Here is a 21729-nt window from a genome sequence, read left to right as displayed (position 1 = left end):
TGCTAACCTTGATGCATCACTATTTTCGTTAGCAAAGGAGAATCTAGGCAATGACCTCTGTAAACCTCACGTGGGAGGAAGCAAAAAATCGCTCCCAGATGCTCAAGGTTGACCACTACGATGTCGCTTTAGACCTTAAGCATTCTGATACCCACTTCCTGTCCACCACCACGGTGCGCTTTAGCACCCAGGATGCCGGTTCTACCTTCATCGATCTGCGCGCGGACAAGCTGCACGAGGTACGCCTGAATGGAAACCCGCTGCCCACGCAGTCCTATGACCCCACCTACGGCATTCCCCTCTCCGGGCTGCAGGTAGCGGACTACACGCTCGAGGTCACCGCGGAAATCCCCTTCTCCCGTACCGGCGAGGGCCTGCACCGCTTCGTGGATCCCGCCGATAACGAGGTCTACCTCTACACCCAGTTTGAAACTGCCGATGCCAAGCGCGTCTTTGCCTGCTTCGACCAGCCGGATCTGAAGGCCACCTACTCCCTGCACTTTAAGGCCCCAGAGGAGTGGACCATTATCACCAATGGCCCGGTCACCCGCGAGGGAGATACCTCCCATTCTGAGATCGACTACCCGCTATCGACATACCTGGTCGCCCTGTGCGCAGGCCCGTACCACGAGGTCACCGATACCTGGCACGGCGAGCTGACCGAGCACCCCGAGGGCAAGCCGGCCCAGCAGCTCGAGGTTCCACTCGGTATCTATTGCCGCGCCTCGCTGGCAGATTCCCTCGATGCCGAGCGCCTCTTTACTGAGACCAAGCAGGGCTTCGACTTCTACCACCGCAACTTCGGCTTCCCCTACCCCTTTGGCAAGTACGACCAGATTTTCGTCCCCGAGTTCAACGCAGGTGCGATGGAAAACGCCGGTTGCGTGACCCTCCGCGATGAATACGTCTTTACCTCGCAGGCCACGCACTACAAGTACGAGCGCCGCGCCGATACCATTCTGCACGAGCTCGCCCACATGTGGTTCGGTGACCTCGTGACCATGCAGTGGTGGAATGACCTGTGGCTCAACGAGTCCTTCGCCACCTGGTCCGCTGCCATCTCGCAGGCGGAAGAAACCGAATACGATACCGCCTGGGTCACCTTCGCCAACGTGGAAAAGTCCTGGGCCTACCAGCAGGATCAGCTGCCTACCACCCACCCCATTTCCACCGATGCCAGCGATATCGAAACCGTGGAGCAAAACTTCGACGGCATCACCTATGCCAAGGGCGCCTCGGTGCTCAAGCAGCTGCAGGCCTACGTTGGCCGCGAGAACTTCCTCGCTGGCGTGCGCCGCCACTTCGCCGCCCATGCGTGGGGCAATGCCACCTTCGACGATCTGCTCCGCCACCTCGAGGAGGCATCCGGGCGCGATCTCTCCTTCTGGGCACAGCAATGGCTGAAGACCACTGGTATTAATACCCTGGCGGTTGCAACGGCGGCCGACGATGACGGCACCATCACCCAGGCGCACCTTACCCAGCGCGGCGATACCCTGCGCACCCACCGCGTTGCAGTGGGCCTGTATGGTACGCAGGACGGCAAGGTCGTGCGCACCGAGCGCCTCGAGATGGACGTGGAGGGCGAGGCCACCGAGATCCCAGAGTTGGTCGGGCGCAACCTCAATGACATCGATTTCATCCTGCCCAACGATGACGATCTGACCTACTGCCTCATCGATTTGGATGCAGGATCCCTGCAATTCCTGCTGGATAATATCGAGAAATTCGATGACCCTATGGCGCGCACCCTCTGCTGGTCCACCGCCTGGGAGATGACCCGCGCCGGCACCATGCGCGCCCGCGACTTCATCCGCTTGGTGGCCCGCGGCATGAAGGCGGAAACCGAGCTCGCCGTCCTCGAGCGCATCGTCTCGCAGGCGTCTACCGCGCTGAAAAACTACGCGGATCCGGCGTGGGCGAAAGACAGCACGGTTTTGGCGCAGGCGCTTGTCGATGGCGCCCGGAGCACCGATGCGCAGCGTTCCATCATCTGCACGCAGGCGCTGTCTAGGATTCGGCTGCATCAGCCGGCCCGCGACTACCTGCACGATCTCCTCGCGGATTCCGATGATGCCGGGCTGCGCTGGTTCGCCGTCGCAGCGCTTGCTGCCGCGGGTGCGCTTGCCGATGCCGAGGCCGCCATCGCCGCCCAGCTCAAGCGCGATAATTCCGCTACCGGCTACTACTCTTCCCTGCGCGCCCGCGCCGCGATTGCCACTGCGGATAATAAGCGCGCGGTATGGGAAGAAATCGTCGCCGGGGACCTCACCAACCGCGAGCTCACTTCCAAGCTGGAAGGGCTAAACTACCCGCACTCCGATGATCTCTTGCCCACCGCAGAGTTCTTCGAGGTAGCCGAAAAGATCTGGGATTCCCAGTCCTCCGAGGTGGGCCTGACCACCGTTACGGGGCTATTCCCGTCCTGGGATATCACTCAGGACGGCCTCGATCGCGCCGATGCCTTCCTGCAGAAGGATCTGGCGGGTGGCCTGCGCCGCGCGATTACCGAGCAGCGCGACCGCGTGGCCCGCGCCCTGCGCAACCGCGAGGTCGACGCCAACTAGGTGCCTAGTTCTTGCGGAGATTCAGTTCAATGCGCGGGCGCACCTGGATCTCCGTGAGCTGGGTCGTGGGCCCAGCCTCCACGACGGTGCGGATGGCGCGCGCCACCTCTACGGGTGCAATAACCTCGTTCGGGTTGTAGTCCTGCAGGCCCTCCAGCATCGGGGTATCGGTGGGGCCTGGCGCCACGGAGGAGACGCGGATGCCGGGCTCGGAGATACGCAGGGCATCGGCAAGCGCATACAGCGCGTGCTTCGTTGCTGCATAGACCACGTTATCGCCGTAGCTCTTGCGCCCCGCCCCCGAGTTGATGAAGACGACGGTGCCCTCTGCCTTGCGCAGCTGCGGCAAGAGCGCGCGGGTGACCTCCGCCGGCGCGTGGACGTTGAGGTCCATGTGTGCGCGCCAATCTTGCGGGGTGGCCTCTTCCACCGAGAACTTCTTGGCGCGCGCCGCGCCGTGCACGAGGACATCGACCCGCTCTAGCTCGGGCAGCTGCATGCCCTCGTCTAAGCCGGCGACCAAGTCGCTGGCAACCGGCGTGATATTCGCGGCCTCTGGCAGCTCATCGGCGCTGCGGCCCAGCGCATATACGTGGTAGTCACGGGCGAGGTCCTTGATGATCTCGCGCCCCATGCCACCGGTGGCACCGGTAACGACGGCGATTTTCTCTGGCACATTCGTGGTATCAGTCATGCCACCCCATCATAGGCAAAATGCTGCATCCCCGACGCGACACCGCAGTGTCCTCTACCTACCGATAACGCTCCGGAACATTGGCCTGGCCCAAGGTGAGCATAAGGCGATTAGCCCAGTTGAAAAAGGAGGATGCATAAATGATATCCACGATGGACTGATCGTCGAATCCGGAATCGCGCAGCTCAGCGCAGAGTTTAGCGTCAAAGCTTATCGGCGATGACGTCAGCGCCAGAGCAGCGCGGCGAATAAGATCCCATTCTAGAGAACCGAGATCCGCCGTGATGCCCTCTGCAAGTAGGCGATCCACGATTTCCCTCTCCCCGCCTTCTTTCACGCACCGCGCCTGGTGCACGGATGCGCAGTAAACGCACCCATTGAAACGCGAAACAACGGTAGCGGCTAGTTCCCTATCCGCGCGTGATAGTCCTCCCTCAGTGTTGTAGAAAATATCCAAGTCCGTCAGGGTACGCGCCTTCAGGGCGGCGGGATCTCGGGCGAGAACGCGGAAGTACTCGGAGTCAATGCGCTCGGGCTTAATGAGCGCATCCATATGCGCCGGGGTGAAGTCCTCTTTGGGAAGTGGCGCCACCCACGGCAGCCAACCGAGTGAGTGATTAACAAAATGATCTGGGATAACCCCGTCGGGCTGAAGAGTATTCTCGGTCGCCTCCCAGTCAGGCTGGACTCCGCCGGTAGCACGGCGCGCTTCCGAGACAGTGGGAACCTGCCCCGAAAGCACGCTCAACCCGTGAGCTACGCGGAGTTGAAATGCGAGGAAAGATACGAGCTGGGAAAGGCTCACGATATCGGTGGCAGACCACCCAGCGGCATCGAGATGACCAAGTGCCTGAGGGGACGCGTCCTTGGGGTGGAAAGTCAAGAGATGCGCCCAGTCACACGCAGCGGATAAGCGCTTCCCTAATGCTCCTTCGGAGTCTTTGGCTTCCCCAGCAGCGTTTTCGCCAAAGACGAGAAAATCCGCGTCTTGGTACGGCCCCGTCGATGCCCCGCGTCGGGCCGCGGCGCGAACTGCGGCTACAAGGGGCTCGCTTGCTTCATCGCTGAGTAGGTCGAAATAGAATTCCGCCGCGGGCGCATGATTGATGGCCGCGGTAAAGGCAGCAATCGCGTAGCGTTCGGCATAAGAAAAGGTGCCAGGGTCTTCCGGTTCGAGCAACGCAGTAAAACTTAACTGGGCATTGTCTTGGGCTTGCGGGCGTGCTGTGCGCAGGCGCTGTACTTCTTGGGAAGCACCGGAGAATTCGTTGATAATATCTACCATCGGTGTCACCTTTCTATCGATATGATTAAAGCGAATGGAGGGGCTTAGTTGGACTTGGACTACAGCCCTAAGTTTAGGTCGCCCGCGCGGTAGCGTGAGCCGGGAATGGCCGCGATAAGTTCACGGGTATAGGCCGTTTCCGGATGCGCAAAGACCTCTGCGGTGCGGCCCGATTCCACCTGCTGCCCATGGGACAAGACAGATACCGTATCCGAAATCTGATTGACCACGGCCAAATCGTGCGAAATAAAGATATACGTCAAATCTAGTTCTTGTTGCAGTTCATCCAGCAGACGAAGGATCTGCGCTTGCACGGTAACGTCAAGCGCCGAGACGGCCTCATCGAGCACTACCAGCTCCGGCTCGACGATCATCGCACGGGCGATAGCTACGCGTTGTCGCTGCCCGCCGGATAGTTCCTTCGGCTTGCGGCCTGCCATCGCCGAATCAAGAGCAACCAAATCCAAGAACTTCTGTGCCTTTTTATTAGCATCGCGCCGCGAAGCTCGCGTGAAGTTCCGGACCGGCTCAGCGATCGTTTCCCCAATACTCAGACGCGGATCGAGCGAACTAAATGGGTTTTGGTACACCAGTTGAATCTTTTGCCGCAGTTCCCGCAGGCGCTTTCCCTTCACATCCGTCAATTCCTCACCCGAGAGCCGAATGGTTCCTTCGGTGGGCCGAGAAAAAAGGGAAATGGCACGACCGGTGGTGGTTTTACCTGAACCTGACTCGCCTACAAGGGCGTGGGTAGTGCCTCGCGCAACCGTAAAACTTATATCGCGCACGGCATTAAAATCCCCGAACCGTTTGCTCACCCCTTCCACTTCCAATAAAGGCGTGGCCCCTTCGGTTGCGGTGCGGCGAGTAAGGGTGGGAGTGGACAATGAGGGGGCATCGGCAAGCAGGCGCTTTGAGTACTCATGCTGGGGCGCGGTTAACACATTGGCGGCCACTCCAGACTCGCGCACATGGCCCTTTTCCATCACCACGATGGAGTTAGCGCGATCCCCGGCCACGGCAAGATCGTGGGTAATAAACAATATGCCCATAGTTAGTTCATCGCGCATATCATCTAGCAAATCCAGAATGATCTTCTGCACGGTGACATCGAGCGCCGAGGTGGGCTCGTCTGCAATGATAAGTTCCGGTTCCAATGCTACGGCCGCGGCAATCAACGCGCGCTGCTTCATGCCTCCGGAAAGTTCATGGGGGTACTGGCCGTAGCGGCGCTCAGGATCATCAATGCCGACGCGTTCCAAGAGCTCCGCCGCGCGCTGCCGGCGAGAGTGCTTAGAGCCCTGCGAACGCACGGCCATGCCTTCTTCCACCGCGGCACCGATGGTTTTTAGGGGATTCAGGGAATTATTGGGATCCTGCGGGATCAAAGCGATGCGTCGACCACGCAATTCACGCCATTGTTTCTGCGAATATTGCGTGACATCGCGGCCATCGAAAAAAATAGAACCGGATACGATGGAGGCATTTTCCGGCAACAGACCGATGGCTGCCATTGCGGAGGTGGACTTACCGGAACCAGATTCACCGACAATGGCGGTCATTTCACCAGCGTTTACTTCAAGGTTAATGCCGCTAGCGGCCTGAAACTCGCCTTTGTCTGTGCGATAAGTAATGGACAGATCTTTTACGCTTAGAAGAGACATTAGGCAGCCTTTCGCAGTGTCTGGCTTAAGTGATTAGCCGCAAGTACAACGGCAACAATGACGGCGCCGGGGGCCAAGGTTAGCCAGCCGGCGGTGGCAATATAGTCACGTGATTCCGAAATCAATAGCCCCCATTCCGGCGTAGGTGGCGGAGTGCCATAACCCAAAAATCCCAGGGTCGCCAGCTGCAAAATAGCCAGGCCAAATTGCAATGCAGCGACTGCAAAAACTGCGGTGAGGGAGTTAGGCAAAATATGACGGGTAAGCACGTGGAAAGGCGTGCCACCCGAGCCGTAGGCCGCCTCCACAAAGTCCGATTCGGCCACGCTTAATACCTGCGAGCGCGCCAAACGGGCAAAAGTGGCAACAGAAGTAATACCGACAGCAATCGCGGCGTTAAAGGTGCCATGCCCCAAGACAATGATGACAGATAGTGATAGCAGCAGGCCCGGAATGGATAGGAGCACATCCACAACGCGCATAATGACCGCATCCACCCAGCCTTTCTGTACGCCGGCGATAATGCCAAGCACCGTGCCTACGGTAAGACCGAAGAGCACCGCAATGAGGGCACCGAGCAAGGATTGGCGCGCGCCGTAGATGACGCGAGTATAGAGATCGCGTCCTACGGCATCCGTCCCAAACCAGTGCTGCGAGCTGGGAGCTAATAATGCCTGTGTATCGCCGCCCTGATTAGGATCTTGGGAGGCAAAAAGGTGCGGGAATAGCGCGCATACCACGGCGAAAGCCAATACCACCACGGAAATTACGGAGCCGGGAGAGGTCAGGAGTTTCTTCGTCTTCAGATTCATGCTTGAGCCTTCTTTTCATCCGCTTTACGGGCCGCGTGTTGCACCCCGACGTGGTGAGTGGCATGCGACGTTGCGACGGAAGTGGCACTACCCTTATCCCGGTCACGCAGGCGAACGTCGAGAACTGGGTAAAGCAAGTCCACCACAAGGTTGATGAGGACAAATATGGTAGCCGCCAGCACCACGATGGCGAGTAGCACCGAGGTATCGCGGTTTGCTACGGCATCCACGGTCAGCGCACCGATACCGTGGCGCGCGAAGACGGCCTCCGTCACCACAGAACCGCCCACTAGCTCGCCGAAGGTTAGTCCCGCCATGGTAAGCGCCGGCAGGATGGCGTTGCGCAGGACGTTGCGCCATAACAGCCAAGCTTCGCTTGCCCCCTTTGCGCGTACTACCTGTACAAATGACATATCCATCACCTCATCGATAGACCGCATGAGCACCTGGGCCAGCGGCGCGGAGACGAAAAGCCCCAAGGTAATCACCGGTAGGACCAGCCCCTGCGCTGTAGAAGCACCGATGACTGGGACCCACCCCAGCGCGAAGGAGAATACTTGGATCAAGATGATGCCTACCCAAAACGTTGGGGCCGAAACCAATACGGAAGGCAGGCCGCGAAAGAATCCGCGCAACCACGCGAGCGGGCCAAAGGTAGCGGCGATGGCAATGACAAAGGCCAGAACCACCCCAAATAGGAAGGCAAGCAGCGCAAGGGCGAGGGTAGACGGCAGGGCATCAGCAAGCATGTCTGCCACGGGCGTACCGGTGGCCACGGAAAAGCCGAAATCACCGGTGATAAACCCGCCTAGAGCATTCATATAACGGTTAACTAGCGGCTCATCGGCCCCGTAAACCTCTCGAATGGTGGCTAGCTGCTCAGGGGTAAGACCCAAGTTGGGATTGTCGTAGCGGGAGGCAACGGCATCTCCGGGAAGCGCGGTAAGCAGGATAAATGCCACGGTAAACGTGGCCCAGATGACCACAATGGCTTGGCCTATTCGCAACACAATCGATGTTGGACTCATGTCTTATTCCTGCCTTTCTTCCGCATTGATCTTCACCGCATAAAAGGAAGGGCGACCGATGGCTTCGGTGGTAAAGCCCTCCACATAGGGCTGGAAGCCATAAACTTGTGGTTCCTCAAAGAGCGGCAGAATATAGGCCTGCTCCGAAAGGTAATCCTGCATCCGGCCGCTCATTTCGAGGCGTTCTTTTTCGCTCTTTAAAGAGAAATACTCCTCCACCATGTCCTGCAACTTGGGATCACCGAAGGAATCGGTTCCTTCGTCATAATTGAGGAAGGAATTGCGGCCCTTGCCGTTGATCCAGGTAGCCAAGGTATCCACGTTGGCGCGCCCAACCATGGAGTGGCGGACTTGTACGGAATCCTGGTCCTTCATGGCTTTGTCCTGTGCAGTCCGGTCTCCCGGATAGAGGTTGGCTTCAACCCCGATGTTTTTCAGCATCTCTTGGACCTTGGTAAACATCTCACGCGAACGAGGCTGCGGGACGGATTCATTGAATGTCAGAGAAAGCCGCTCTCCATCTTTCACGCGAATGCCATCCTCGCCTGGAATCCAGCCGGCTTCATCGAGTAAGCGTCGGGATTTATCTGGGTCAAAGGCATAATTGTCGGATTGATCCTTAAAGCCTACGGCGGTGCGAGCCAGGATGGATGAACCCTTGGGATAAGAATCCGAATACAAGGTGCTCAGGATATTATCGCGGTCGATGGCGTGAATAAGTGCTTGGCGTACTCGCTTATCCGCCAGCAGCGGGTGCCGGAAGTGGAAGTGGTAGCTATTATTCACACCCCGGGTTGGGGCGGCCAAGACCTGAAGGTTCTTATCTTTCAAGTGCTTTTCATCGGGGGCTTCGATCTGGCGGGCGATATCGGATTGATGAGCCACGAGGGACCCCACGCGCACGGAGTCTTCTGCTGCCAGCACCACATTGATCCCCTCAATTTCTGCAGGGCCTTGGTGGTCTTTCCGGGCGGGCGGCGCCCAGTCATAGTCCTTGCGCGCCTTTAGCACCAGCTTGGTGCCCATATCCTCTTGCTCAATGACAAAGGGTCCCGAACCAGAAATATCGGTAGCGTGGCCAGGTGAAAAGCCCGTGTCATCCAAGTCCAACGTGTCATTAGACAACAGGGCCTGGTTCATTACGGACGTGGATTGCGGGAAGCCTGGGGACGGCTCGCTGAAGTAAAACTTCACCATGTAGTCATCAATGACCTCGGATTTCACGTAATTGGGAAGCTGCTCCGACGGGGTCAGCATGCGGGAATCATCACCCTTGGCATACAGGTCATAATTCTTTTTCACGTTTGCTGCATCCAGCACGGAACCATCGGAATAGGTCACGCCTTTACGAATATGGAACGTAAATTCCGTGTCATCCGCATTGGTGTCAGGCAGGTCCTCCGCAATCCATGGGTGAAGCTCCAAGGTTTCTGGGTCCTGCCAGAGCAGGCGGTCCGCGATGTTATTGAGCACGCCGCCGTTGGGATAATAGCCGCCCGCCGGTGGATAGAGGTTATTGAACATATTCGGCTCGGCATAGGTCACCATGCCATCTTCAGCCGCGTGGGTAGTATTCGCGCAAGAACTGAGCGTTACAACAAGCGCGGTGCTAGCAACCACCGCGGCGAGAGGCTTAAAAAGCCGATGTAGATACTTCATAAGGGAGGTCAATTCCTTAAAGGTTGAAGTTGGACCAGCCCATTAGAACACACCGTCACCATAAACACAAGACCGCACGGTCTACCCTCTATCCAGCACTCATTATGGTTTACTAATTTTAAGGTAGACATCTTAGTCTATTTATCTAAAACCGGAGAGTCCAATAAAACCACCCAGGGCGCTGTGTGGCACGATAGGGGTTATGGCTACTCCTGCAATCGCGATCGTCGGCATGGGCCCGCGCGGCATTTCCATCTTGGAACGCCTCACCGCCCGCATGGATGATTCCAGCTCCCCCGTTACCGTTCACCTCATCGACGAAGCCCAGCACGGCGCCGGCCGCGTCTGGGAAACCGACCAAACCAAGACCCTGTGCATGAATACACGCGCGGGCGCCGTCACGCTTTTTACAGAGCCCGGCGCGACGGTGGACGCCCCCGTGCTCGAGGGGCCGACGCAATACGAGTGGATCCAGCTGCTGCGCGGCGAGGGCGAAAAGATCGCTACTGCCAAGCGCGAGCTTTTTGCCCAGCACCCTCCGGCCCCGCGTATTGCCACTGAGTACAGCGCGGAGCTGGCCGCTACCCGCCCGGAGTCCAACCCCACGCGCGCTTTATACGGCGAGTACCTGCGCTGGGTCTATGACGTGGTACTGGCGCGCCTGCCGGAGAGCATTTCTACGGTCACCCACCACCACCGCGTGGAGACCATTACCGCAGAGGGCGCGGCCGATATCCTGCACCTAGACGATGGCTCGCAGGTACGCGCCGATGCCACGGTCCTAGCCTATGGCTGGATGGCGCCGCGCTTTAATGATGAGGAGCAGCGCTTGGCGGAGTCCGGGCTGCGGTGGATCGCACCGGGCAACCCCGTGGAGCAAGATTACCAAGCCATTCCCGCCGGCGAAGACGTGCTGGTACGAGGGCTGGGCATGGGCTTTTATGACATCATGGCGCTGACCACCATCGAGCGCGGCGGCAGGTTCATCGAGGATTCCACCACTCGCTCTGGCCTGCGCTACGAAGCGAGCGGGAAGGAACCACGTTTCATCGTCTCATCCGGCCGCGGTTATCCCTTCCATCCTAAGTCCGAGTACAACGAACTGCCGCCCACGATGCCGCGGCGGCGGTTGCATGAGGTCATCGACAGGCTCCGGGGCACTGAGGACATTGACTTTGACGCCCAGGTTTGGCCCGCCATCGCCCGCGATAGCTACGAGGCGTATATCACCACGCTGGAACGGGTGAATCCGGAAGCGCTGCTCCGCCCGCGCGAAGAGATCCTCGCGGTCATCGATTCCACCGCGCCGGATGATCTCAGCACCGCCCTCGCTCCCTTGGTCACCCTGCCGTGGGATATGACAGATCTTATGTACCAGGTCGCTGGTTTTACCGGCGATATTTCGGCGCTCACCGCCCACATTGCGGATAGCCTGGCGGGTGATATCCAGGAGGCGGCCGCCGGCCATGATTCGCCCATGAAGGCCGCGCTGTGGTCGCTGTCCCAGTCGCGCAAGCCCGCCTCCATTCTGGGCGCGGAAGGCCGCTATACCCGCGAGTCCCGCACGGGCCGCTACGCGCAGTTCATGTCCTTTGGGCAGATGGTGGGCTCGGGACCTCCGCTTTTCCGCGTGCGCCAGTTGCTCGCGCTTGTCGATGCCCACCTGGTCCGCTTCCTCGGCGATCACCCCACCCTCGCCATCGAGTCAGACCATTACACCCTGACTTCTGGCCCGCGCTCGGCATCGGCGCCCACGCTTGTCGATGCCTTTATGCACAAGCCCGATATCCGCGTCGCCGGCGATCCGCTCACCCGCGGATTAGTCGAGGGTGGACGGGTGCGCCCGTTTGCTGATCACGGGCAGGACACCGGTTCCCCCGAAACCGATGGTGCCACGCGGCGCACCGTCCACCCAGATGGCAGCCTAGATGAACGCCTGCATATCGTGGGTATTCCCACCTATGCGCAGTGGCCAGATACAACAATTTCCCCCATGCCGGGAACGGATCCGCTCATGTTGCAAGAAACCGATAAGACCGCTGGTTCCCTCTTAAAGGTTGCCGGCGGCCACTAAGTACGCGTTTTAGAGCGCGTTTTAAAGGGCGTCGAGGGCCTGCTGCAGATCCGCCAACAGGTCATCGATGTCCTCGATGCCGATGGAGATGCGCACCATGTCCTCCGGCGGCACCAATTCGGAGCCTTTGGCCGATACGTGGGTCATGTTCTGCGGGTGCTCGATGAGCGATTCCACCCCACCCAGCGATTCCGCCAGGCAGATAAGGCGCGTATTCAAGCAAATCTGCTTGGCATGCTCTGGGTCATGGAAGCGCACGGACATCATGCCGCCGAACCCGCGCATCTGTTGCGCCGCCAGCTCGTGGCCCGGGTGCTCCGCCAATCCCGGGTAGCGCACCTGCTTAACCTCTGGGCGGGACTGTAAGAATTCCGCCACCTTTTGCGCATTGGCGCAGTGGCGGTCCATGCGCACACCTAGGGTCTTGATGCCGCGGGCGGTCAGGTAGGCATCGAAAGGCGAGGCGACCGCGCCCACGTTGCCCTGGAAGTACAGCAGCTGCTCATCCACCTCGGGGTCATTGGTAACTACGGCGCCACCGAGGACATCGGAATGCCCGCCCAAGTACTTCGTGGTGGAGTGCAGGACGTGGTCTGCACCGAGCGCGAGAGGGTTCTGGAGGTACGGCGTGGCGAAGGTATTATCCACCAGCACCTGCGCATTGCCCTTGACCTTGGCCACCGCCGCAATATCGGTGATATTCAGCGCTGGGTTGGTCGGGGTTTCTAGCCAGATGAGCTTGGTATTGTCCTTTACCGCAGCGGCGACAGCATCGACATCACAGGTATTGATAATGGACATCTCCACGCCCCACTCCGTGAAATCATTAAGCAGGCGGTAAGAACCGCCGTATGAGTCGTTGCCCAAGATAACGTGGTCGCCGGGGCGCACCAAGATGCGCACCATCGTATCGGCGGCTGCCATGCCAGTGGCAAAGACACGGGCGTAGTCTGCGCTCTCCAACGCAGCCAGTGTCTTTTCAAGGGATCGAACCGTCGGGTTGGCCACGCGCCCGTATTCGAAGCCGCCGCGCAGCTGCGCGAGGCCATCTTGGGCAAACGTGGTCGAGGCGTAGATCGGCACGTTAATGGATCCCATGTGCGGATCCGGGTGATATCCAGCGTGAATGGATCGGGATGAAAATCCTTTTGCCAAGTTATGCGCGCTGTGTTCAGTCATGCCTCCCAATCGTAGACTAAGCGGTTCATCCACACCGGTCATTCGGCAATTTATATTCGACCTCAACCACCCGCTGCTGGTTGGGCGTCGTCAGTGAGATTTCAGGATTCTTCTCTAGAATGGGTGCGGTTAGCTTGTGTCCACGATCAAGAAAGAATGATGAGTACGAACTTATTTATCACGGCTCAGGGCGCTGCAGAGAAAAAAGACGATGCAGTCGAGTCCGTATCGAGCTTCTGGAACGACGAGAACGTTCAGCTTTGGCTTATCGAGCGGCCCATCCGCATCGGCCTCATTATCATTTTGGCCGTCATTGCGCACTGGGCGCTGCGCCACCTCATCAACCGACTGGCGAAAAACAGCATTAAAGCCTCCACCCTCAAAAAGCCCAGCCGCAGCCGCAGCAGGTCTGGACAGGACGGTCAACCGGATGAGACCCTACGAGAAACCCGGGAGGCGCGCCGCGCCTCGCGCATTAAGACTCTCGCCGGCGTGGGGCGCTCGGCGGTTGCCATCGTGGTCTGGGTTTCGGCCGGCATTGCCATCTTGGATGAATTGGAAGTCAACGTTGCCCCGCTGATCGCTTCTGCCGGTGTTATCGGTGTTGCCCTCGGTTTTGGTGCGCAAGAACTGGTCCGAGACTTCCTCTCCGGTATCTTCATACTGATTGAAGATCAATACGGCATTGGCGATGTCATTGACTTAGGCAACGGCGTCTTCGGTGACGTCGAGTCCATTTCCCTGCGCATTACCACCGTCCGCGATATCGACGGTGCCCTGTGGTACGTCCGCAATGGCGAAATCCTGCAGGTGGCTAACCACTCCGACGAGTACTCCGTTGCCCGCATCCAAATCCCTGTCGGGCTATCCAATGACCCAGAGGCTGCCGGCGAGGTCATCGACAAGGCTGTCAAGGATGCCGTCAAGGACGAAAAGATCCGCAAGATGGTGCTTAGTACCCCGCGCATCGACGGCATGTCCAAGTTCGAGCCTGACTACGTCTCCTTCCGCGTTTCCACCAAGACGCTGCCGGGCCGCCAGTGGGATGTCCAGCGCTTTGTCCAGTCCCGCGTCCTCAACATCATGCACGCAGAGGGCATCAGCACCCCGTACCCACACGGCATCGGCATTGCCAATCCGCACAAGGGAGACGATGCTTAAATGAATTCCGTCTATGAAGCCATCGGTGGCACCCCTACCTTTGAGCGCCTAGTGCATGGCTTTTATACCCAGGTCAAAGAAGACGACGTGATTGGCCCCATGTATCCGGATCAAGATTGGGAAGGCGCGGAACAGCGCCTTACCTGGTTCCTGATTCAGTACTGGGGCGGTCCCCAACACTTCTCAGAAAACCGCGGGCACCCTCGCCTGCGCATGCGGCATGCAACCTTCCCCATCGACATGGAAGCCCACGATCGCTGGCTCGAGCTAATGGGAAAATCCCTCGATAGCATCGAGGAAGACACCATCCCGCCGGCGTATCGCACCATGATTTGGGACCACATGCAGCGCGTCGCCGCCATGCTCATCAATAGAGCACCATAATTTTTTCAACTTCTTGTAGCGCGTGCATAAGCAGCGCTACAAGCAGCACAAAGGGGGCCCGCACACTTCCACATTTGGTAAGTGCGCGGGCCCCCTTTACTGTGTGCTAGTGCTAGCGTCGGCTAGCGCTGCCAGTTCTTTAGTCCTGCCAATCGAAAGCCTGGCGCACCGGCTCGGATACCAACTTGCCGCCGCGGGTCATCACACCGGAGCGCAAACCTGGGAAGCGCTCGATCGCGGCATCCAGGTTGTCGTTGGCCACCGCGCGGATATACGGCAGCGTCGCAGAGGCCAAGGCGCGGGCCGAGGTATTAGCCACCGCACCGGGCATATTTGCTACGCAGTAGAAGAGGGTGTCGTGCACCTTGAAGGTCGGCTCATCGTGGGAGGTCTTGCGCGAGTTCTCGAAGCATCCGCCTTGGTCGATGGCGACATCGACAAGCACGGCACCCTCCTTCATCTTCTTCACGGTCTCCTCGCGCACCAGCTTCGGCGCCGCAGCGCCTGGAATCAGGACAGCACCAATGACGAGATCGGCCTCTTCCAACTCCTTATCCAGCGTGGACGGATCAGAGATCAGGGTTCGCACGCCACCGGCGTACTGGTCATCAAAGCGCTGCAGGACGTGGGGATCCACGTCCAAGACCGTGACCTCTGCGCGGAGACCGTGCGCCATGGCCACGGCGGACGCGCCTACCTGGCCACCGCCGATGACCACCACGCGCGCAGGCTGGGTGCCCGGGATGCCGGAAACCAAGAGGCCGCGGCCGCCCTGGGTGGACAAAAGGTGGTGCGAGCCCTCGATAACGGCCAAGCGCCCGGCAACCTGAGACATGGGGGTCAAAAGCGGCAGGGTGCCGCGGCGGTCCGTAACGGTTTCATAGGCAATCGAGGTCGTCTTCGATTCCGTCAGCGCCTCCGTCAGCGGGCGATCCGCCGCTAAGTGCAGGTAGGTAAAGACGGTGAGATCTGAGCGCAGGTACTGGTACTCGGATTCCAGCGGCTCCTTTACCTTCAGCAGTAGCTCGGCCTTCGCCCACGTCTCGTCAGCAGAATCGACGATGGTGGCGCCAGCCTCTACGTACTCCTCATCGGGAAAGGACGCGCCTACGCCTGCGCCCGATTCGACGAAAAGCTCGTGCCCATCAGTAACCAAGGTCCGCACCTCGGTTGGGGTGAGGGCGACGCGGCTTTCATTATTCATGATTTCTTTGGGTACAGAAATGCGCACGGAGTTTCTCCTTCATGTGTTGGTTACAGAGGCGAAAATTTATTTCTCGCTGTCAGGTTAACGCAGAATGCGAAGGAGAATATAAGTTTGTGCGTATTTCACGAACGGGGGTGACAGTAATAATCGCGATTTACTCGATGCCGCAGTGTATGGGGTCAAAAATACACACTCGGAAAATACCCACTACCCCCGACTATTGGGTTATAGGTATTACTCACTGTCTGTTTTAGGCGGTGAGATCCCAGATTTGGGGAGTAATTACAGAACCGATAGCCGCGTGGAACGGTAGATGCTGCCAAACGGCGCATCAAGGCGCACCCACCGACCTAGGCTCGATACTCGCAGATGCCGCGGAATATCCATGGAGGCAGAAAACCCCGGAATAAGGCCCAGGTTGGTGCAGGCGAAGATCATCCGCATCGGGATTTCCACCGTCTGCCCATTGCCTTCAACCGTTACCACGGTTTGATTAAGCAGGCTGGGTGGCGGGCCCATGGGCCCGGAAAACTCCCGGGTCAGCTTCTGGCCTTGATCCGAAAGCTCGCGAACCACCGTCACCGGCAGGGTGTCCACCACGCTAAAGCCGGTTGCCGGGGGCAATGCGCCCGGCCACGACGCATCACGGGACGGGCCGAGTTCCATAATGCCGGTGCCATCGTGTTCCGCGAGCTGTTGCTCCAGCGTCCCAGCGGACACAACTGCCCCATCGCGGGAGACAGTCCCTTGCACCCGCCGGGAGGCGACAACCTCGAAGGGGGTGGTAACAAAGGCGTCGACGACGTCATCGGCAAGCTGGCGCAGACGCACCGACGCATTCGCGTCTACCCCGACTGCGCGCGCAAGAAGGGCCCGTAAGCCAGGTCCTCCGCTGCGAACTTCAAGCGACTCGGTGACCATGGCTAACGGGCCCTACCTTTCTTTATGTGCCTAGTGCGCCATTTAGGAGGCGCTCATCTGCAGAATATCCTTTTCCTCATCCGTAAGCGGGCGCGGGGTGTGCTTCTTCTTGTCAATGACTACCTGCACACAGTTCACCGTGGCCGCTACTTCCCCAGCGGCAGTCTTGACCTGCTGGGACGTGGTAAAGGATGACGAACCGATCTGGGAAACGGAGGTTTCCACGATGACGTGGGCGTTGCCCTCAAAAGGAATGGGCCGCATATAGTCCACGTCCAGATGGCGCACCAAGGCCATAAAATCGATGCCCTTGGCATAGATATTCTCCTTGGCAAAAGCCAAGCGTGCCTCCTGGGCAACTTCGATATAGTTGGCGTTCATCATGTGGCCATACATATCGAAATCGCCCCAGCGGGTGGGCACTTGGTGGGTATGCGCGTTATCGGTCGCCATCATTCTCCTCAGGATTATCGGGTGAGCTTGCGGTGAGTTACGCGAGAAGGACGGGCGGCGTCTTCTCCCAGACGCTCCACCTTGTTCTTCTCGTAGTCCCCAAAGTTACCTTCAAACCAGAACCATTGCCCCTCGGCAACGTTGCCTTCCCACGCCAGAATGTGGGTACAGGTGCGGTCCAAGAACCAGCGGTCGTGGGAAATAACAACGGCGCAGCCAGGGAATTTCTCCAAAGCGTTTTCTAGCGAACCCAGGGTTTCGACGTCCAAGTCGTTGGTTGGCTCGTCAAGAAGGATAAGATTGCCGCCCTCTTTCAAGGTCAGCGCCAAGTTCAAGCGGTTGCGCTCACCACCGGAGAGGACCTTCGATGGTTTTTGCTGATCCGGGCCCTTGAAACCGAAGGCGGAAAGGTACGCGCGCGATGGCATCTCATTTTGGCCAACGTGAATATAATCCAGGCCACCGGAGACAACTTCCCACACGGTAGCTTCTGGGTCGATATTCTCGCGATTCTGGTCCACGTAGGACAGCTTGACGGTCTCGCCGACTTCAACGGAGCCATCATCCGGCTCTTCCAAACCGACGATGGTCTTAAACAGCGTGGTCTTACCCACACCGTTCGGGCCGATAACACCCACGATGCCGTTGCGCGGCAGGGTGAAGGACAAATCCTTGATCAGAGTGCGATCGTCGAAACCCTTGACCAGGTTCTTCGCCTCGACCACCTTGTTGCCCAAGCGCGGCGGCGTAGGAATCTGGATTTCCTCGAAGTCCAGCTTCTTGTACTTCTCCGCTTCTGCAGCCATCTCTTCGTAGCGCTCCAAACGCGCTTTGTTCTTGGCCTGACGAGCCTTGGCACCGGAGCGTACCCATTCCAGTTCGTCCTTCAAGCGCTTGCGCAGCTTGGCATCCTTCTTGCCAGCAACCTGGAGGCGCTCTTGCTTCTTATCCAGGTAGGTGGAGTAGTTACCCTCATATGGGTACAGCTTGCCGCGGTCCACCTCGCAGATCCAGCCCGCCACGTGGTCCAAGAAGTAACGGTCGTGGGTGACGGCCAAGACGGCACCGGGGTAATCAGCCAAGTGCTTTTCCAGCCACTCCACAGACTCGGCGTCCAGGTGGTTGGTGGGCTCATCCAAAAGCAGCAGGTCAGGCTCCGTCAACAGGAGCTTGGCCAGGGCCACGCGGCGGCGCTCACCACCGGAGAGGTTGGTCACTGGGGCATCGGAAGGCGGGCAGCGCAATGCCTCCATTGCCTGCTCGATCTTGGAATCAACCTCCCATGCATCGGCGGCATCCAAGTCCTCTTGCAGCTTGCCCATTTCTGCCATGAGCTCATCACTGTAATTGGTCGCCATTTCTTCGGCGATTTCCTCAAAGCGCTGCTTCTTTTCAAAGATATCGCCGAGGCCCTCCTCGACGTTGCCGCGCACGGTCTTTTCTTCATTCAGCGGCGGCTCCTGCTGCAGGATGCCCACGGTAGCGCCCGGGTCGAGGAATGCCTCACCATTAGAAGGCTGATCCAAGCCGGCCATGATCTTCAGAATGGAGGACTTACCGGCACCATTGGGGCCGACCACACCAATCTTGGCGCCCGGGTAGAACGCCATCGTGACATCATCAAGGATGACCTTATCGCCAATTGCCTTGCGCACGTTTTTCATCGTGTAGATGAATTCGCCCACTTTTACCCCTTTGCAAAATTTGGGAGACGTATTTATCTACACAAACACTACATCAGAATGCGTGCCTAGGTGCCTCGGGCTGGGCTAACCCGAGGCGGATGGCTGGCCCTATGCATGCACGGTTTCGGCGGTTTCCCCCTCTTGCGTTGCTACTTCCTCGCTGTCTTGGGATGCCACGCTATTTCCCGCTTGGATGCGGTCTGCAGCGGTATCGGCGGCGGTATCTCCCGGCGCGGAGTTATCCACGTCTGGCTCTACCTCATTATCGCCAAGCTCCGGGATGGCGATGTTTTCCTGGTTATACTGCGGTGCCAAGCGTTTTGCGCCGATGACGTGGCGGTTCAGATCTAGGCCCACATACTGTGCCTTGATAAAGGTGCGGTAATGATCCTTGCCCTCATCATCGCGCCACTGATCGGAGACAATCGAACCGCAGACGAGCAGCGGCATGCCCTTGGCCAAGGATTTCTTGACGTTGATGGCAAATTGGTTCCACATTTCCACGTCAATAAAGAGGTGGTCTACATCGCGCCATTGCTGCTGGCCGCGCTGGTTTTCCGCGTCGGTGCCGGTATCGGCGGGGCGGTCAGGAACGCGCCGTGAGGATGCGATGCGCAGTTTGGTTTTATATGCGCCGGTCGAGGTCTTGGTCAAGATCGGGTCTTGGGTAAGGCGGCCGGTGAGCATCACTGGGTATTGAGACATGGTGCTGAGATTCCTTTACTGGGTTGTGAGTTCGCGAGTGGTATGTCCCTCGCTCGCCTTCACATCCTGCTGCCGCAGCGCAACCCACACCATGCTGTAACCACCGGCACTGTGGATAACTCGTTGTCCCCTTCAACAAAGTGGGGCCAAGATGGTCACCTTCGGGTGGGTTATCCACAAGTGGGCGACTATTTAGTGCCCGCGGAACCCGCTTTCATCGCCGTGGCTCATATCCTCCAGCATCGCGTTATAGCGGGCGAGCTCAGCGTCATCGTCCGCCTCCGCCTGCACGTCGTGGCGCCGCGCGGTCGCGCGGTCATCGCGAAGCCAATCCAAGAAGAGCTTGCCAAAGACAATGACCAAGGGGAATTGGCCAAAGCCCCAGGCAATGCCCCCGCCCACGCGCTGATCCTGCAACAAATCATGATCCCAAGGCAGCTCGAGGTACTGATAGAAGTCGAGGCCAAGCACCGTTTGCAGCTGCATCAGGTAGACGCCGGCGAAGAGGTGGAAGGGCATCGACAAGAAAAGCATGCCAAGCCGGAAGGGCGTGGAATGGCGCTTAGGCAAGGGATCTGGGCCAATGACCTCCCAGAAGTAGAAGTAGCCGGAAATGAGGAACACGTAGTTCATGATGAGGTGGCCGGCGTGCTCCGAAATGGCGAATTCGTACAGGCTCGGGAAAAGATAGAGCACGTAGAGGAAAAAGAGGTACTGCGCCAAGTTCACGAAGGGATTGGTAATGACCCGCACGAACTTAGATTGGGTCAGAGCCAAGGCATAATCGTGCGGGCTCGGCTGCCCCTTTGGACCCGGCTCGTAGGCCTCCATGACCAAGGTGACGGGCGCGCCTAGCACCATGAGCAGCGGAATGGTCATGGACAAAATCATGTGCACCAGCATGTGGATGGAATACATTGCGGGCATGTACAGGCCGAGGCCGGTGGACATGACAAGCGTAAGGCCCAGCGAGCCGACCATAAACCACGCAGTGCGCCCCTTGTCCCAGCTCAACCCACGCTTGTGCACGCGGTAAACGCAGTAGCCATATGCCGCGGCCAAGAGCAGGCCAATCGTGCCAAACATGATGTCAAAGCGGAACATCGTCCAGATATTGAATACCGTGGGTGCCTCATGCAGGTTATAGCCCATGAGGATCTGCATCGAGCTCAAGTTCGGATCCCGCGGTGGCGGCGGCACGGTGCGCCCCAGGGTGATGGCTACGCCAATCGTGCCCGCCATGACCGCGAGCTCCACGATGGCGATGCGGATAAAGAGCCGCGGGGTTTTATCTAACTGCGGGATGGTGAGTTCGCGATGGATAAGCCCCAAAATGCCCAGCAGGATGGTGAGCACGAACTTGGTGATCAGGATAATGCCGTAAGGCGATTGCGGCAGGTCCGAAATATCCATCCGGATGAGCGTATTGATTAGGCCGGATACCGCCAGCACGACGATGGCCATGAAAGCGATGGCGGAATAACGTTTGACCGCGAAGGTGAGGTTCGGGCCCAAGCGCCGGCCGTGCGCGATGAGCGCCATGAGACCGCCCACCCACAGCATCACAAATACCAGGTGCCACAGCAGCGAGTTCGTGCCGTAATCGTGATCGCCGCCGGTCGCAGAGTGGCCCTCAAGGCCGATGGGAACTACTTGCAGGATGGACAGCAAAAGCAGGACCGGCTGCATGGCCCAGGTGCGGCTGAGGCTGCCAATAATTCCCACAGTAAGGGCGATGAGCACCGCAATCCCCCACACGATGGTGGAGGAAATCTCCGTAAATGCCATTTTCAGAATGGTCAGGTTGAAGACCTTAAAAAACGGCGTGCCGGTCAGGTCCGACATGATCATCGGGATTTCTACCAGCCCCACGGCCGCAACGCCGAAGGCCGACCACGTACCGGTGCGGGCGGCGATATGGCCATCAACCGATAATGGTGCCCCAATGAGGGAATCGTTGTCCCCGCGCGGGGCGATGAGAAACGACGAGGCCAAAAAGGACCCCACAGAAAGCGCCATCAATAGCCACGCCAACCCACGGAACAGCGGCAGGCCAAAGGTGGTAATTCTCCCGGGGTCCGGAATACCCAAGGCCGCCAAGGAATCCGCCAATAAGAACAAGGAAATGAACCCGGCGAGCAAGCCAGCAAAAAGCATTGCTGCAATAAAAATCCCCCAGGAAGGACGGGGTTTTTGCGTTCCAGACTGCGTGCCTTTGACCAGCTTATTGACCATAGCTCGCATTCTATAG

General features: G+C 58.6%; 17 protein-coding genes. 4 read left to right on the top strand and 13 right to left on the bottom strand.

The window, feature by feature from the left end:
• Positions 1–50: 50 nt before the first annotated feature.
• Entirely contained in the window at positions 51–2567 is a 2517-nt protein-coding gene (gene pepN, locus ABRP84_RS04340) for an aminopeptidase N (RefSeq protein ID WP_349852837.1), read from the top strand.
• A gap of 4 nt (positions 2568–2571) precedes the next feature.
• Here pepN and ABRP84_RS04335 read toward each other — a convergent pair whose 3' ends face one another.
• From ABRP84_RS04335 to ABRP84_RS04310, 6 genes are read right to left on the bottom strand one after another with little or no spacing between them, the layout of a single operon-like run.
• Positions 2572–3261: an SDR family oxidoreductase gene (locus ABRP84_RS04335; protein ID WP_023023597.1), complete on the bottom strand. Its 690-nt coding sequence runs from the start codon at positions 3259–3261 to the stop codon at positions 2572–2574.
• Between the two features lie 58 nt (positions 3262–3319).
• Entirely contained in the window at positions 3320–4546 is a 1227-nt protein-coding gene (locus ABRP84_RS04330; RefSeq protein ID WP_349852836.1) for an alkylhydroperoxidase domain protein, read from the bottom strand.
• Between the two features lie 59 nt (positions 4547–4605).
• Complete coding sequence (locus tag ABRP84_RS04325; RefSeq protein WP_349852835.1) at positions 4606–6210, bottom strand: dipeptide ABC transporter ATP-binding protein; 1605 nt, start codon at positions 6208–6210, stop codon at positions 4606–4608.
• Positions 6210–7022: an ABC transporter permease gene (locus ABRP84_RS04320; protein WP_349852834.1), complete on the bottom strand. Its 813-nt coding sequence runs from the start codon at positions 7020–7022 to the stop codon at positions 6210–6212. The genes ABRP84_RS04325 and ABRP84_RS04320 overlap by 1 nt, the downstream gene beginning before the upstream one ends.
• Positions 7019–8050 (bottom strand): ABC transporter permease, encoded by a 1032-nt coding sequence (locus ABRP84_RS04315; RefSeq protein ID WP_349852833.1) that lies wholly within the window; start codon positions 8048–8050, stop codon positions 7019–7021. Before ABRP84_RS04315 ends, ABRP84_RS04320 begins: the two co-directional genes overlap by 4 nt.
• 3 nt (positions 8051–8053) lie before the next feature.
• On the bottom strand, positions 8054–9709 hold the full coding sequence (locus tag ABRP84_RS04310; RefSeq protein WP_349852832.1) for a TIGR04028 family ABC transporter substrate-binding protein: 1656 nt from the start codon (positions 9707–9709) through the stop codon (positions 8054–8056).
• Positions 9710–9911: 202 nt separating this feature from the next.
• On the opposite strand from ABRP84_RS04310, the gene ABRP84_RS04305 reads away from it, so the two are divergent.
• Positions 9912–11783, top strand: coding sequence for an FAD/NAD(P)-binding protein (locus tag ABRP84_RS04305; RefSeq protein ID WP_349852831.1), 1872 nt, complete (start codon positions 9912–9914; stop codon positions 11781–11783).
• A 21-nt stretch (positions 11784–11804) separates the two neighbouring features.
• Here ABRP84_RS04305 and ABRP84_RS04300 read toward each other — a convergent pair whose 3' ends face one another.
• Complete coding sequence (locus tag ABRP84_RS04300; RefSeq protein WP_349852830.1) at positions 11805–12962, bottom strand: cystathionine gamma-synthase; 1158 nt, start codon at positions 12960–12962, stop codon at positions 11805–11807.
• A 156-nt stretch (positions 12963–13118) separates the two neighbouring features.
• Here ABRP84_RS04300 and ABRP84_RS04295 point away from each other — a divergent pair, with 156 nt between their 5' ends.
• Together ABRP84_RS04295 and ABRP84_RS04290 are read left to right on the top strand one after the other, a co-directional pair.
• A complete protein-coding gene (locus tag ABRP84_RS04295) occupies positions 13119–14123 on the top strand; it encodes a mechanosensitive ion channel family protein (protein WP_349852829.1) in 1005 nt (334 codons plus the stop codon).
• Positions 14124–14507, top strand: coding sequence for a globin (locus ABRP84_RS04290; protein ID WP_349852828.1), 384 nt, complete (start codon positions 14124–14126; stop codon positions 14505–14507).
• Between the two features lie 139 nt (positions 14508–14646).
• Here the strand turns inward: ABRP84_RS04290 and ald are convergent, their stop codons facing one another.
• The 6 genes from ald to ABRP84_RS04260 all read right to left on the bottom strand — a co-directional run bounded on the left by ald (position 14647) and on the right by ABRP84_RS04260 (position 21722).
• Positions 14647–15738, bottom strand: coding sequence for an alanine dehydrogenase (gene ald / locus ABRP84_RS04285; RefSeq protein WP_349852827.1), 1092 nt, complete (start codon positions 15736–15738; stop codon positions 14647–14649).
• Between the two features lie 258 nt (positions 15739–15996).
• The gene (locus tag ABRP84_RS04280; RefSeq protein ID WP_349852826.1) at positions 15997–16635 is read right to left on the bottom strand and encodes a DUF8185 domain-containing protein; all 639 of its coding nucleotides are present in this window, start codon (positions 16633–16635) and stop codon (positions 15997–15999) included.
• Positions 16636–16677: 42 nt separating this feature from the next.
• Entirely contained in the window at positions 16678–17091 is a 414-nt protein-coding gene (locus tag ABRP84_RS04275) for an acyl-CoA thioesterase (protein ID WP_034659036.1), read from the bottom strand.
• Positions 17092–17102: 11 nt separating this feature from the next.
• Positions 17103–18773, bottom strand: coding sequence for an energy-dependent translational throttle protein EttA (gene ettA / locus ABRP84_RS04270; RefSeq protein ID WP_005277855.1), 1671 nt, complete (start codon positions 18771–18773; stop codon positions 17103–17105).
• 108 nt (positions 18774–18881) lie between these two features.
• Positions 18882–19478, bottom strand: coding sequence for a single-stranded DNA-binding protein (locus ABRP84_RS04265; protein WP_349852825.1), 597 nt, complete (start codon positions 19476–19478; stop codon positions 18882–18884).
• A gap of 192 nt (positions 19479–19670) precedes the next feature.
• Positions 19671–21722 carry a bifunctional copper resistance protein CopD/cytochrome c oxidase assembly protein gene (locus ABRP84_RS04260; protein WP_502879784.1) on the bottom strand — a complete coding sequence of 684 codons (2052 nt, stop codon included), beginning with the start codon at positions 21720–21722 and terminating at the stop codon, positions 19671–19673.
• Positions 21723–21729: the final 7 nt, after the last annotated feature.

It is taken from the genome of Corynebacterium sp. KPL2861 (assembly GCF_040225475.1).
GTDB lineage: Bacteria > Actinomycetota > Actinomycetes > Mycobacteriales > Mycobacteriaceae > Corynebacterium.
This window is presented reverse-complemented; position numbering and strand designations above follow the sequence as displayed.

Excerpts from the sequence above, each read along its gene's own strand:
- pepN (WP_349852837.1), top strand. The coding sequence starts at position 51 with ATGACCTCTGTAAACCTCACGTGGGAGGAAGCAAAAAATCGCTCCCAG.
- ABRP84_RS04335 (WP_023023597.1), bottom strand. The coding sequence starts at position 3,261 with ATGACTGATACCACGAATGTGCCAGAGAAAATCGCCGTCGTTACCGGT.
- ABRP84_RS04330 (WP_349852836.1), bottom strand. The coding sequence starts at position 4,546 with ATGGTAGATATTATCAACGAATTCTCCGGTGCTTCCCAAGAAGTACAG.
- ABRP84_RS04325 (WP_349852835.1), bottom strand. The coding sequence starts at position 6,210 with ATGTCTCTTCTAAGCGTAAAAGATCTGTCCATTACTTATCGCACAGAC.
- ABRP84_RS04320 (WP_349852834.1), bottom strand. The coding sequence starts at position 7,022 with ATGAATCTGAAGACGAAGAAACTCCTGACCTCTCCCGGCTCCGTAATT.
- ABRP84_RS04315 (WP_349852833.1), bottom strand. The coding sequence starts at position 8,050 with ATGAGTCCAACATCGATTGTGTTGCGAATAGGCCAAGCCATTGTGGTC.
- ABRP84_RS04310 (WP_349852832.1), bottom strand. The coding sequence starts at position 9,709 with ATGAAGTATCTACATCGGCTTTTTAAGCCTCTCGCCGCGGTGGTTGCT.
- ABRP84_RS04305 (WP_349852831.1), top strand. The coding sequence starts at position 9,912 with ATGGCTACTCCTGCAATCGCGATCGTCGGCATGGGCCCGCGCGGCATT.
- ABRP84_RS04300 (WP_349852830.1), bottom strand. The coding sequence starts at position 12,962 with ATGACTGAACACAGCGCGCATAACTTGGCAAAAGGATTTTCATCCCGA.
- ABRP84_RS04295 (WP_349852829.1), top strand. The coding sequence starts at position 13,119 with ATGATGAGTACGAACTTATTTATCACGGCTCAGGGCGCTGCAGAGAAA.
- ABRP84_RS04290 (WP_349852828.1), top strand. The coding sequence starts at position 14,124 with ATGAATTCCGTCTATGAAGCCATCGGTGGCACCCCTACCTTTGAGCGC.
- ABRP84_RS04280 (WP_349852826.1), bottom strand. The coding sequence starts at position 16,635 with ATGGTCACCGAGTCGCTTGAAGTTCGCAGCGGAGGACCTGGCTTACGG.
- ABRP84_RS04275 (WP_034659036.1), bottom strand. The coding sequence starts at position 17,091 with ATGATGGCGACCGATAACGCGCATACCCACCAAGTGCCCACCCGCTGG.
- ABRP84_RS04265 (WP_349852825.1), bottom strand. The coding sequence starts at position 19,478 with ATGTCTCAATACCCAGTGATGCTCACCGGCCGCCTTACCCAAGACCCG.
- ABRP84_RS04260 (WP_502879784.1), bottom strand. The coding sequence starts at position 21,722 with ATGCGAGCTATGGTCAATAAGCTGGTCAAAGGCACGCAGTCTGGAACG.